A 12,744-nucleotide genomic window follows, 5' to 3' on the forward strand; every position below is an offset into this window, starting at 1 on the left:
CCGCCCCAAGAGCGAGTCGCCCTCCGGGAGCGCATCCCCCCGCGAGTGCGTCGCCCTCCGGGAACGCACCCCCCGAGGGCGACGCGCTCCCGGAGGGCGACGCACTCGCGGGGGGATGCGCTCCCGGAGGGCGACTCGCTCTTGGGGCGGTTGGGCCAGGAGCTGGTAGCCCGCTCCTGGCCCAACCGCCCCGCAAGGAAAGCTGGCCACCCCTCGGAGGGCAAGCTGCCACTCAGAGCCCTGCTGACAAAGGGGTTCGGTGTCGAGTTCGAGTCAGGAGGCCGCCGGGGTGAGGGGACGGCGGGTGCGGCGCTGGTAGGAGCGGGCACAGAAGGCAAGGGAGAGGCCCAGGCCAGCGAAGGCGAGTCCGCCCACGTAACCGACCCAGGGAGACCAGCCCTCGGCGTCGCCGACCGTGAAACCGACGGCGGAAGCGACCAGGGTGGCGACACCGTAAGGGGTGAGAACGACAGCACCGGCCCAGCCCGGGGCGAGCAGAGCCAAGGGCGGCAGCCGTTCACCCCAGGGGCGGGCGAGCGCCGCCAGTAGCACGATCCCGCCAACGGCGCCGAGCACCGTGAAGTCGATCCCGTGCTGCTCCATCCATACCAGAGCCTCCGGAGCCCCGTTGGCGCGCATCTCGGCAGGAAGATCGGCAGCGGGCCGCCCGGCGCTCCCGCCGAACGCCCAGTAACTCTTCATCAGGATGTAGGGGGTAAGCGCAGCGATACCGCTCCAAAGGGCCTTCATACCGTTCACCATGCCAATGCTCCGGCTCCCGGCCCTCCCCCGAGAGGGTCAACCGGCTCCCCCACGAGGGGGAGTCTTCCCTGACTCGAACTCGGCACCGAATCCCTTTGCCAGCAGGCTCTCAGGGGAAAAGGCCGCCCTCACGGCGTAACCGCCCCGGAAGGAAGGCCGGCTACCCCTCGGGGGGGTGATGCCTCGCGGTGAGCGGGTCGTGTGACCCTTGGGAGGTGGGGCGCCCCGGCGGGTCGTACGCCACGCCGGAAGAGGGCGCCGTGCCCCCGAGAGGGGTGCCGCCCGGCTGCAGGCCAGGGTACGCCGAGCCGTACCGCAGGAAGAGACGCCCCCTCGGAAGGGACAGCACCTCTCCCGAAGGGACCGCGCTCCTCGCGAGGGGGCGTCCCCTCAGAGGGTAGCGGCTCGGCCCCGGCAGATCATCCCAGCCGGTTGTCGGTGCCGCGCGGCCCCTGACGGACGGCTTCGGCGTTGAGCGTCGGCTGCCAGTCGAAGACGTAGCCGCCCTCCATCGGCCCGATCACCACCTCGGCCCCGGCGGTGGCGCCGGCCTTGACCAGCTCGTCCTCCACGCCGAGCCGCTCCAGCCGGTCGGCCAGGAAGCCGACGGCCTCGTCGTTGCTGAAGTCGGTCTGCCTGATCCACCGCTCCGGCTTCTCACCGGTGACCTGGAACAGGTTTTCGTTGACCCGGCGCACCTTGAACCCGGTGTCGCCGAGCTGCTTGGGCCTGATGACCAGCCGCGTCGGCTCCTCGACCGGCTTGTTGGCCCGGGCGGCGGCCACCCACTCGCCCATCGCGTACGTGAGCTCGCGCAGCCCGTCGTGCGTGGCGGCGGACACGGTGAACACCCGCAGCCCCCGCTCCTCGAACTCGGGCCGGACCAGCTCGGCCAGCTCACGGGCGTCGGGCACGTCGGCCTTGTTGAGCACGACCATGCGCGGCCGCCCTTCCAGCTTCCCGTACGCCTGCAGCTCGGCCTCGATCACCTCGTAGTCGGTGATCGGGTCGCGTCCCGGCTCCATCGTGGCGCAGTCGATGACGTGCACGAGCATGTCGCACCGCTCGACGTGGCGCAGGAACTCGTGCCCGAGCCCCTTGCCCTCGGAGGCGCCGGGGATCAGCCCGGGCACGTCCGCGACGGTGAACACGGTCTCCCCGGCGGTGACCACGCCCAGGTTGGGGATCAGCGTGGTGAACGGGTAGTCGGCGATCTTCGGCTTGGCCGCGCTCAGTGCCGCGATCAGCGACGACTTGCCGGCGCTGGGGAACCCGACGAGCGCCACGTCGGCGACGCTCTTGAGCTCCAGCATCACGTCGAGCGCGTCGCCGGGCTCGCCGAGCAGCGCGAACCCGGGGGCCTTGCGCTTGGTGCTGGCCAGCGCCGCGTTGCCGAGCCCGCCGTGCCCGCCCTGGGCGATCACGTAGCGGGTGCCGGTGCCGACCAGGTCGATGAGCACCTCGCCGGTCGAGGCGTCCTTGACCACGGTGCCGTTGGGCACGGGCAGGATCACGTCGCCGCCGTTGGCGCCGTCGCGGTTGGAGCCCTGCCCCTGCTTGCCGCTGTCGGCCTTGCGGTGCGGCCGGCGGTGGTAGTCGAGCAGCGTGGCGGTGCTGGGATCGACTTCCAGGATCACGTCGCCGCCGCGCCCGCCGTTGCCCCCGTCGGGGCCGCCCAGCGGTTTGAACTTCTCCCGGTGGATGGAGGCGCAGCCGTTCCCTCCGTCACCGGCACTGACGTGCAGGACCACCTGGTCCACGAAGTCCGGCATCCAGCTTCTCCTCCATCAGCCCTCACGGGCGTCTCACAAACAGCAAGAAGGGGTGGACCGGAAGACGATCCACCCCTTCGTACAACCCGTGGCGCTGGAGATTTACTCCGCGACCGGGACGATGCTCACCGCGCGGCGACCGCGCTTGGTGCCGAACTGCACGTGACCCGCGGCCAGCGCGAACAGCGTGTCATCGCCACCACGGCCGACGTTGTCGCCGGGGTGGAAGTGGGTGCCACGCTGACGGACGATGATCTCGCCCGCGTTGACCAGCTGGCCGCCGAAGCGCTTGACGCCCAGGCGCTGAGCGTTGGAGTCACGGCCGTTCCGGGTGGACGACGCGCCCTTCTTGTGTGCCATCTCTCAAACTCCCGATCAGGCCTGGTCGATACCGGTGATCTTCACCTGGGTGTACCGCTGACGGTGACCCTGGCGCTTCTTGTAACCGGTCTTGTTCTTGTACTTGAGGATGCGGATCTTGGGGCCCTTGGTCTCACCGAGAATCTCGGCGCTCACCGTGAACTTGCCCGCCTCCGTGGTCACATCGCCGTCGTTGACGACGAGCACCGTCGGCAGCGAAACCGAAGAGCCGACCTCGCCGGCGACCTTGTCCACCTCGAGGACGTCACCGACGGAGACCTTCTGCTGCCTGCCGCCGCAACGAACGATCGCGTACACCGCGGAACCCTTCTACTGACTCACTGTTGCGATCCTCGGCCACCCCGAGTGGGGCGGCCGCTGACTCCGAATGCTGCGCCCGTCATTCGGCTCATCCGGAACCGACGAACCGGGGGGCGCGCCAACAGGGCACGTCACCTGACGCACCGGTTGACTAGGGTACCGGATTACCGGGCCCCTAGGCGAACCGGACGATTCATCGGAAGCCCACCGAACTAGTCGGCAGACTTGGCTCGGCGGGAGCGTCGCCGCCCCCTGCCGGAAGTCTGTCCTGCCTGGTCGTCCTCGGACGGGACGTCTTCAAGCGCACCGGTCACGGTATCACGACCAGCGGAGTCCTTGGCCGCGGACACCTTGTCCGAGACCGCCTTCTCCACCGCCATCTTGCCCTGGGTGCCCCGCGGCTCGGACTTGCTCTCGACCGGCTCCGTGGAGACGATGAGGCCACGCCCGTTGCAGCAGTCGCACGGCGTCGAGAACGCCTCCAGGAGGCCCTGACCGACCCGCTTACGGGTCATCTGCACCAGGCCCAGCGACGTCACCTCGGCGACCTGGTGCTTGGTCCTGTCGCGCGCCAGGCACTCCAGCATCCGCCGCAGCACCAGGTCACGGTTGGACTCCAGCACCATGTCGATGAAGTCGATGACGATGATGCCGCCGATGTCACGCAGCCTGAGCTGGCGGACGATCTCCTCGGCCGCCTCCAGGTTGTTGCGGGTGACGGTCTCCTCGAGGTTGCCGCCCTGGCCGGTGAACTTGCCGGTGTTGACGTCGACGACGGTCATCGCCTCGGTGCGGTCGATCACCAGCGAGCCTCCGCTGGGCAGCCACACCTTGCGCTCCATCGCCTTGCCGAGCTGCTCGTCGATCCGGTACGACTCGAACACGTCGCCCTGCTCGACGTCCCACTTCGACAGGCGCTCACCCAGGTGCGGCGCGACGTACTTGACGTACTCGTCGACCGTCTGCCACGCCTCCTCGCCCTGCACGACCAGCGAGGTGAAGTCCTCGTTGAAGACGTCGCGGACGACCCGGACGGTCAGGTCGGGCTCGGCCGAGAGCAGCTCGGGCGGGCTGGCCGACTTGGTCTTCTTCCGGATGTTCTCCCACTGGGCGGACAGCCGGGCCACGTCGCGGGCCAGCTCGTCCTCGGAGGCGCCTTCCGCGGCCGTGCGCACGATCACGCCGGCGTTCTCCGGCATGACCTTCTTCAGGATGCTCTTGAGCCGGGTGCGCTCCTTGTCGGGCAGCTTGCGGCTGATGCCGGTCATCGACCCGTCCGGCACGTACACCAGGTAACGCCCGGGAAGGCTGATCTGCGACGTCAGCCGGGCGCCCTTGTGGCCGATCGGGTCCTTGGTGACCTGCACCAGCACCGACTGGCCGGACTTCAGCGCCGACTCGATCCGCTTCGGCTGGCCCTCCAGCCCGGCGGTGTCGAAGTTCACCTCGCCGGCGTACAGCACGGCGTTGCGGCCCTTGCCGATGTCGACGAAGGCGGCCTCCATCGACGGCAGCACGTTCTGGACCTTGCCGAGGTAGACGTTGCCGACGTAGGACTGGCTGGCCTCGCGGTTGACGTAGTGCTCGACGAGGACGCCGTCCTCCAGCACCGCGATCTGCGTGCGGTCGCCCTGGCGGCGCACGACCATCATCCGGTCGACGGACTCGCGGCGGGCCAGGAACTCCGACTCGGTGATGATCGGCGGGCGCCTGCGGCCGAGCTCACGGCCCTCCCGGCGGCGCTGCTTCTTGGCCTCGAGCCTGGTGGAGCCGCGTACGCTCTGCACGCCGTCGGCGGAGGTGTCGTGCGCGGCCGAGCGGCCCGAGCGGGGCGCGCGGATGCGCACGACCGTGTTGGGCGGGTCGTCAGGCGTGGCCTCGCCGGCCTCGTCGTCGGTGCCCCGGCGGCGGCGGCGACGGCGGCGGCGCGAGCTGGAGGCCTCTTCCTGAGGCTCCTCGCCCTGCTCCTCGTCGCCTTCCTCCTCGCCTTCCTCGCCGTCGTCGGCCTCGTCGCGCTCGCGGGACTTGCCGCGCCCGCGGCCACCCCTGCGGCGGCGGCGGCGACGGCCGGCGCCTTCCTCCTCCTGCTCATCGGAGGTGTCGTCGCCCTCGTCCTCGGCGACGGCCTCGTCCTCGGCCTCCTCGCTCGCCTCCACGGCGGGCTGGGGCTGCGGCTCCGGCCGCACCGGCTTGGCCTGCGACGGGTCGGGCGCCTGGAACAGCGGCGCGAAGATCGCGGCCGGCCGCTGGAACGCGGCGCCCGGCCGGTCCTCCTGCCGCGCCGTCAGCCCGAACGGGTCGGCGAGCAGGCTCGGCCTGCCCTCCTCCTCGTCCAGGTCCTCGCCGGCGGGCTCGTCGTCGAGCGGCTCGTCCTCGGGCAGGATCTCCAGGATGTCCTCGTCCGCGCCGGCGCGCCCCGCCTGCGGCTCGACCGCCTCGGCGACGGCCTCGGCCTCGGCCTCGGCGGGAGCGGCCACGACGGGCTCCTCCGGCTCGGCCTTCTTGCGCGAGCGGCGGCGCTTGACGGGCGCCTCCTCCGCCGCCTCGGGCGCCGCGGTGACGTCGGCGCCCTCGGGGGCCGCCACGCCACTCTCCGCGCCCGTCACGGCACCCTCAGCGCCCGTCACGGCGCTCTCAGGAGCCGTCACGGCACCCTCGGCACCGGTCTCGGCGGCTTCGGCCGCCTCCGCGGCCTTCTTGGTCGTACGGCGGCGCGTCGTCGTGGCGGTCGACCGGGTCCGCGTCGCCCTCTTGGGCTTGACCTCCTCGACGCCCTCCCCGACCGGCTCCCCGGCCGTCTCCCCGACGGCCGGCGTCACGGCGGCCTCGGCCGGGCTGGTCACCTCGGCCGTGGTCCGCTGCGGAGCGATGAGTTCCTCGGGCCGGCCGGCGGCACGCTGGGCCGCGGTGCTCGGAAGGGGACGCCCCTCCGCCACCGAGGGGGCCGCCTGGGCGGCCGCGACGGTGATCGGCGCGGTGGCCGGCGCTTCCGGCAGCTCGGGCGGAGGCCCGGCCGGGCGGCTCGCCGAGCGGCGCTTCGTCACCTTGGTCTGTTCTGTTGTCTCCCCGTCAGGGCCATGGGCCCCGGCGTTGGGCTCGTTCTCGTCGAGCATGCGGGCGCTCTCCCGTCAGCCCCCGGGCGCGTCGCCGCGCCGCGCAGGAGCTCTCGTGTCTCGTTGTCCGCCACGCCCCCTCTCGGGGGCATGGCGCCAAGTCCTGTCAGCGGCAGCGCCCGGCAGGGCGCTTCCTTAACCGGCGACGTGCTCACCCGCCGGTCCCGCCTCGCCGCCGCGCGTAGTCTCGCGGTCCAGGTCGAGCGGGTCGGCAAGCGCACCGGTGCGTACGTCCAGCGGCCCCTGCGCCAGCCTGGTCACCTCGGGGGGAACCGGCGGCGCGAAGTCGGCCACAAGGCGCAGCCCTGTGAGCACATCGTCGGGTCGAACGGCAGGAGTCACGTGCCGAACAACCATGCGCAGTATGACACACGACTGTCCAGCCACCTGAGCTGCAGTTCTGTCTGTTCCGTCAGAGCCGGTGGCGCTCAGCGCCGTGAGCCTCAGCACGGCCTCGCGCGCGTCGAAGCGACGCGGCCCCTTCTTGGTGAGGCGCTCGACCTCCACGGTTCCCGCCGCGAGGAACTTCTCCGCCGCCACCACGGCGAGCTCGCGATCGGCACCGGGCAGCCGCACCTCCCACTCCGAGACCTCCAGCCGGTCGGCCAGCGCGCCGGGCGCCGCCTCGACGACGTCGAGCACGTCAAGGCCCGGCGGCAGCGATCTGTCGAGGTCGTTCTTGACCTGTTGCGGATCGCACGGCGTCGTGACGCCGATCTCGAGGTATTCGGCTTCGCTGGCGACGCCGGTCGGCGCCGCTCCCGCGTAGGAGATCTTCGGATGAGGCGAGAAACCCGCGCTGAAGGCCACCGGAATGCCGGCACGGCGGACCGCACGTTCGACGGCCCGCGAGATGTCGCGGTGACTGGTGAAGCGCAGGCGTCCGCGCTTGGCGTAGCGCACACGCAGGCGCTGCACCGTTGGCGCGGGCGGAGGCCCATCGGGAACAGGTTTCAGAGCCTTGTCGTCCTTCCCTTGTCAGAGTTCCTTCTCCTCAGGATAAGCCGCCCGGAAGGCTGCACGTCTCAGGATCATGTACGGCGAGACACCGGGCGGCCACCGAGAGCGGCTAGAGCACCGTGAGGGGAAGGAGTTTCTTACCTGTCGGACCGACCTGAATCTCGGTCCCCATGGTCGGGCAGACGCCGCAGTCGTAGCAGGGGGTCCAGCGGCAGTCCTCGACCTCGCCGCCGGAGACGGCCTCCTGCCAGTCCTGCCAGAGCCATTCGCGATCGAGGCCCGCGTCGAGATGGTCCCAGGGCAGGACCTCGTTCTCCTCGCGCTCGCGCACCGTGTACCAGTCGACGTCGATGCCGGCCTTGGCGGCGGCGGCCATCCAGCGCTCGTAGGAGAAGTGCTCGCTCCAGCCGTCGAAGCGCCCGCCGTCTTCCCACACGGCGCGGATGACGGCGCCGATCCGCCGGTCGCCGCGCGAGAGCAGCCCCTCCACGATGGACGGCTTGCCGTCGTGGTAGCGGAAGCCGATGGCCCTGCCGTACTGCTTGTCGCCCCTGAGCGAGTCGCGCAGCGCCTTGAGCCGCCGGTCGACGGTCTCGTGGTCGGCCTGCCCGGCCCACTGGAACGGGGTGTGCGGCTTGGGCACGAAGCCCCCGATGGACACGGTGCACCGGATGTCGCGCGAGCCGGTGGCCTCGCGGCCCGCCTGGATGACCTTCTTGGCCAGGTCGGCGATGCCGAGCACGTCCTCGTCGGTCTCGGTGGGCAGCCCGCACATGAAGTAGAGCTTCACCTGCCGCCACCCCTGGGAGTAGGCGGCGGTGACGGTGCGGATGAGGTCTTCCTCGGTGACCATCTTGTTGATCACCTTGCGCAGGCGCTCGGAGCCGCCCTCCGGGGCGAAGGTGAGGCCGGAGCGCCGGCCGTTGCGGGAGAACTCGTTGGCCAGGTCGATGTTGAAGGCGTCGACCCGGGTCGAGGGCAGCGACAGCGAGGTGTTGGTGCCCTCGTAGCGGTCGGCCAGGCCCTTGGCCACGGCGCCGATCTCGCTGTGGTCGGCGGACGACAGCGACAGCAGGCCGACCTCGTTGAAGCCGGACTCCTTGATGCCGTTGTCGACCATGGCGCCGATCGTGGTGATCGAGCGCTCGCGCACCGGACGGGTGATCATGCCCGCCTGGCAGAACCGGCAGCCCCGGGTGCAGCCCCGGAAGATCTCCACGCTGAACCGCTCGTGCACGGTCTCGGCCAGCGGGACCAGCGGCTTCTTCGGGTAGGGCCACTCGTCGAGGTCCATGACCGTGTGCTTGTGCACCCGCCACGGCACGTCGGGACGGTTGGGGGCGACCCGCTTGATGCGGCCGTCGGGGTGATAGTCGACGTCATAAAATTTCGGGACATAGACGCCGCCGGACTCGGCCAGCCGCATCAGCAGCTCGTCCCGGCCGCCCGGCCTGCCCTCGGCCTTCCACTCCCGGATGACCTCCGAGATGGCGATCGCGATCTGCTCGCCGTCGCCCAGCACGGCCGCGTCGAGGAAGTCGGCGATCGGCTCGGGGTTGAACGCCGCGTGCCCGCCGGCCAGCACGATCGGATCGTCGTCGCCCCGGTCGGCCGCGACCAGCGGAATCCCGGCCAGGTCGAGCGCCGTCAGCATGTTGGTGTAGCCGAGCTCGGTGGAGAACGACAGGCCGAGCACGTCGAAGGCACGCACCGGCCGGTGGGCGTCGACGGTGAACTGCGGCACGCCCTCGGCGCGCATGAGCGCCTCCAGGTCGGGCCAGACCGCGTAGGTGCGCTCGGCCAGCGTGGCGGGCAGCTCGTTGAGGATCTCGTAGAGGATCGCCACGCCCTGGTTGGGCAGCCCGACCTCGTACGCGTCGGGATACATCAGCGCCCAGCGCACGTCGGCGGAGTCCCAGTCCTTCACCGTCGAGTTGAGCTCACCCCCGACATACTGGATCGGCTTCTGCACCTTGGGCAGCAGCGCTTCCAGGCGGGGAAAAATCGACTCGACAGGCATGACACCCAGGGTAGCGAAACCCGTGCCGTGGCCGGGACGCCCTACGCGTACGGCCGCTGCCGCGACCGGATCGACAGCAGCATCCCCACGGCGGTCAGGTTGGCGAAGGTGGCGGTGCCGCCGTAGGAGACGAACGGCAGCGGCAGCCCGGTGATCGGCATGATCCCGATCGTCATGCCCACGTTCACGAACGTCTGGAAGGCGAACCAGCACACGACCGTGCCCGCGACCAGCGTCCCGAACCGGTCCTCGCACTGCCGGGCGATCTTCAGCCCGCGCAGCAGCACCACGCCGAGCAGCAGCACGACGGTGACCGACCCGAGGAACCCGAACTCCTCACCCGCCACCGTGAAGATGAAGTCGGTGTGCTGCTCCGGCACGAACCGGCCGGTGGTCTGCCCGCCCCCGAGCAGCCCCTTGCCGAACAGTTGCCCGGAGCCGATCGCGATGAGCGACTGGGTGCTGTTGTAGCCCACGCCGCGCGGGTCGACGTTCGGATCGACGAACGCGGTGAACCGGGCGACCTGGTAGTCCTCCAGCATCTGGAAGTAGAACACGCTGAACACCCCGGCCGCCCCGACGAGCACCAGCAGCGCGATCAGCCGTTTGCGCACCCCGGAGATCACCAGCGCGGACGCGGTGATGGCGGCCAGCACCAGCGCGGTGCCCAGGTCCGGCTGCAGCATGACCAGCACCAGCGTCAGCGCGGCGGCCAGCAGGGCGAGCGCGATGTCGAGCGGGCGCGGCCGGTCTCGGCCCTCGGCGGGCTGCGCCAGCAGCATCGCGGTGATGAGCAGCAGCCCGACCTTGGCGAACTCCGACGGCTGCACCGCGAACCCGCCGCCCAGCAGGATCCACGAGTGCGAGCCGTTGATCGTCGCCCCCAGCGGCGACAGCACCAGCCCCAGCCCGATCAGCGAGAGCAGGAACAGCACGGGCGCATATGCGCGAACCGCCCGATGGTCCACCGAGGCGACCACGGCGCAGAGCACCAGCCCGATCGACTCGTTCAGCAGGTGCTTCTTCAGCAGCCCGGTCGACCCGGGCGCCCAGGTGCGGGTGGACGACCAGACCAGCAGCGTCCCGATCACCGACAGGGCGAGCACCGCCACCACCAGCACCCCGTCGAGCCGCCACACCGGCGATTCGGCGCCGAGGACCCGTCTGGCGAACGAGCGCCGTCCGTGCGCCAGCGCGCTCATTGCCTGATCACCGTCCCGTCGGGCGCGAACTTGGGCAGCCGGGACACGGGCTTGCCGCCGGGCAGCGCCGCCGGGCGCTTGATGCCGAAGATGCCCTCGTAGATCTGCCGGACCGCGGGCGCCGCGGTCTGCGAACCCATGCCGCCCTGCGACACCATGGCCACGACGACGAAGCGCGGGTTCTGCGTGGGGGCGAACGAGGCGAACCAGGAGGTGTCCTTCTTGCCCCACACCTCCGCCGTACCGGTCTTGCCGCCGATGCGCACCTTGTCCATCGGGAAGCCGGCGAACGCCCCGGCCGCGGTGCCGTCGGAGGCGACCTGGCTGAGCGCGTTCTTGATGTAGAGGCGCTCCTTCTCAGTGACCGGGAGCTTGCCCACCACCGGCACCGGGATCGTCTTGACGACCTTGCCGTCGGGCCGCACCAGCGCCCACCCGATGCGCGGGCTGCGCACCTTGCCGTCGGAGACCAGCGCCGCGTACGCCCTGGCCAGCTGCAACGGCGTCACCAGCACGTCGCCCTGCCCGATGGAGAAGTTGGCCGAGTCACCGGGGCGCAGCACGAACCCCTCGCTGCAGTTCTCGTGCGCCAGCCGCTTGAGGAAGGCCGCCCGCGCCCCGTCCTTGACCTCCGGGTAGCCGGTCTGGGCCCGCTTGCAGTTGGTGGCGCTGGTCAGCGCCCACATCTCCTTCTTCCACCTGCGGTCGGGGATGCGCCCGGCCGACTCGCCCGGCAGGTCGATCCCGGTCGGCGCGCCGAACCCGAACCCCCGGGCCGTGTTGGCGAACACCTCCTTGACCGTCTTCCTGGGCGTGCGCCCGCCATCGCGCAGGTACTGCTCGTACGCCGCCCGGTAGAAGATCGTGTCGCACGACTTGACCAGCGCCAGGTGCAGGCTGAGCGTGCCCAGCGGGATGCCCCGGAAGTTGTTGAACGCCCGGCCGCCCACCGTGACCGACCCGGGGCAGCTGTACTTGCCGTTCAGCGGGTATCCGGCGCGCAGCATCGAGGCCACCGACGACACCTTGAACGTCGAGCCGGGCGCGAACTGCCCGTTGATCGCCCGCGACACCAGCGGCTTGCCGGACTTCTCCGACAACAGATGCTTGTACATGTTCGCGGAGATGCCGCCCGCCCACACCGCCGGGTCGTAACCGGGTGCGCTGGACAGCGCCAGCACCCGTCCCGTCTTCGGGTCGAGCACCACAGCCGCGCCCCCGTCAGCGCCGGGCGCCGCCTTCATCGCGTCCTGCAGCGCCTTCTCCGTCACCGCCTGGATGCGCGCGTCGATGCTGGTGACCAGGTGGTGCCCACTGACGGGCTCGACCTGCTTCTCCACGCCGAGCGCCTTGCCCATCCGGTCGACCTGCACCCGTCGCAGCCCGGCCTTGCCGCGCAGGTCCTCGTCGTAGATGTACTCCAGCCCGTCGCGCCCGGCCAGGTCCACGCCGGAGAAGGCGGCCTTCAGGCCGACCCGCTTCTCCAGCTCCGCCTCCGTCACCGGCGACAGGTAGCCGAGCATCTGCGCGCCCGCCCTGCCGCCCGGGTACTCGCGGACCGCGTGGATCTCCGCCGTGACCCCGGGGAACTCCTCCTGGCGCTCCAGGATCTGCAGCGCCTCACGCGTGTCGACCTTCTCGTCCAGCGGGACCGGCTGGTACGGCGATCCTGTCCAGCACGGTTTGGACACGCCGGGACCGCACGGCGTGATGCGCCTGCGCAGCTCGGCGACGGGCCGGCTGAGCACCTCCGACAGCTTGGTGAGCACCTTCATCCCGCCGTCGCGCATCCCGACCAGGCCGGTGCGGTCCACGGAGACGACCAGCGAGGTCTTGTTGCGCACCAGCGGCCGCCCGGAGGCGTCGAGGATCTGCCCCCGCACCGCCGGCACGATCACCGTGCGGGTCCGGGTCTCGGTCGCCCGATGGACGAGCTCCGGACCGCGTACGACCTGGACCTGCCACAGGCGGACGGCCAGCGCCGCGAGCAGGCACACCACCAGCACCTGGATCACGACCAGCCGGGTGCGCATCCGGCTCATATCTCATACCTCTGCCGCTTGCCGCGGGTCGCCAGCCAGATCACCACGGGTGCGGCGAGCATTGTGTAGGCGACGGTCACGGGAACCTGTTCGGTCAGCGTGGAGATCGTCACCCTCGGGTCGGACATCAGCCCGCCCACCGCGGCCGCCATCAGCGGCGCGAGCACCACGCACAGCGCCACGGTGGTGACC

At 70.8% G+C, this 12,744-nt stretch carries 9 protein-coding genes and 1 pseudogene; all 10 read right to left on the reverse strand.

Translation table 11 applies throughout. The annotated features are described in order from the left end of the window. Positions 1–273: 273 nt before the first annotated feature. Positions 274–750 (reverse strand): hypothetical protein, encoded by a 477-nt coding sequence (locus tag ADY59_RS42905; protein WP_156326092.1) that lies wholly within the window; start codon positions 748–750, stop codon positions 274–276. A gap of 431 nt (positions 751–1,181) precedes the next feature. After that, the gene (gene obgE / locus ADY59_RS42910) at positions 1,182–2,534 is read right to left on the reverse strand and encodes a GTPase ObgE (RefSeq protein WP_049575726.1); all 1,353 of its coding nucleotides are present in this window, start codon (positions 2,532–2,534) and stop codon (positions 1,182–1,184) included. A 102-nt stretch (positions 2,535–2,636) separates the two neighbouring features. Further along, positions 2,637–2,894 (reverse strand): 50S ribosomal protein L27, encoded by a 258-nt coding sequence (rpmA, locus tag ADY59_RS42915; RefSeq protein ID WP_049575729.1) that lies wholly within the window; start codon positions 2,892–2,894, stop codon positions 2,637–2,639. Positions 2,895–2,909: 15 nt separating this feature from the next. Beyond that, a complete protein-coding gene (gene rplU / locus ADY59_RS42920; RefSeq protein WP_049575732.1) occupies positions 2,910–3,212 on the reverse strand; it encodes a 50S ribosomal protein L21 in 303 nt (100 codons plus the stop codon). Between the two features lie 215 nt (positions 3,213–3,427). Then, positions 3,428–6,328: an Rne/Rng family ribonuclease gene (locus ADY59_RS42925; protein ID WP_049575735.1), complete on the reverse strand. Its 2,901-nt coding sequence runs from the start codon at positions 6,326–6,328 to the stop codon at positions 3,428–3,430. Between the two features lie 135 nt (positions 6,329–6,463). Further along, positions 6,464–7,246, reverse strand: coding sequence for a TIGR03936 family radical SAM-associated protein (locus ADY59_RS42930; RefSeq protein WP_049575737.1), 783 nt, complete (start codon positions 7,244–7,246; stop codon positions 6,464–6,466). A gap of 151 nt (positions 7,247–7,397) precedes the next feature. Then, positions 7,398–9,308: a TIGR03960 family B12-binding radical SAM protein gene (locus tag ADY59_RS42935; protein WP_049575740.1), complete on the reverse strand. Its 1,911-nt coding sequence runs from the start codon at positions 9,306–9,308 to the stop codon at positions 7,398–7,400. Positions 9,309–9,349: 41 nt separating this feature from the next. Beyond that, positions 9,350–10,510 (reverse strand): rod shape-determining protein RodA, encoded by a 1,161-nt coding sequence (rodA, locus tag ADY59_RS42940; RefSeq protein ID WP_053175700.1) that lies wholly within the window; start codon positions 10,508–10,510, stop codon positions 9,350–9,352. Beyond that, the gene (gene mrdA, locus ADY59_RS42945; protein ID WP_049575743.1) at positions 10,507–12,552 is read right to left on the reverse strand and encodes a penicillin-binding protein 2; all 2,046 of its coding nucleotides are present in this window, start codon (positions 12,550–12,552) and stop codon (positions 10,507–10,509) included. The genes rodA and mrdA overlap by 4 nt, the downstream gene beginning before the upstream one ends. Further along, positions 12,549–12,744, reverse strand: a pseudogene (locus tag ADY59_RS52025) (rod shape-determining protein MreD); the annotation flags it as partial. The gene mrdA and the pseudogene ADY59_RS52025, both read right to left, overlap by 4 nt.

The organism is Nonomuraea sp. SBT364, from assembly GCF_001083785.1.
Classification (GTDB): domain Bacteria; phylum Actinomycetota; class Actinomycetes; order Streptosporangiales; family Streptosporangiaceae; genus Nonomuraea.

Excerpts from the sequence above, each read along its gene's own strand:
- ADY59_RS42925 (WP_049575735.1), bottom strand. The coding sequence starts at position 6,328 with ATGCTCGACGAGAACGAGCCCAACGCCGGGGCCCATGGCCCTGACGGG.
- ADY59_RS42935 (WP_049575740.1), bottom strand. The coding sequence starts at position 9,308 with ATGCCTGTCGAGTCGATTTTTCCCCGCCTGGAAGCGCTGCTGCCCAAG.
- rodA (WP_053175700.1), bottom strand. The coding sequence starts at position 10,510 with ATGAGCGCGCTGGCGCACGGACGGCGCTCGTTCGCCAGACGGGTCCTC.
- rpmA (WP_049575729.1), bottom strand. The coding sequence starts at position 2,894 with ATGGCACACAAGAAGGGCGCGTCGTCCACCCGGAACGGCCGTGACTCC.
- ADY59_RS42905 (WP_156326092.1), bottom strand. The coding sequence starts at position 750 with ATGAAGGCCCTTTGGAGCGGTATCGCTGCGCTTACCCCCTACATCCTG.
- obgE (WP_049575726.1), bottom strand. The coding sequence starts at position 2,534 with ATGCCGGACTTCGTGGACCAGGTGGTCCTGCACGTCAGTGCCGGTGAC.
- mrdA (WP_049575743.1), bottom strand. The coding sequence starts at position 12,552 with ATGAGCCGGATGCGCACCCGGCTGGTCGTGATCCAGGTGCTGGTGGTG.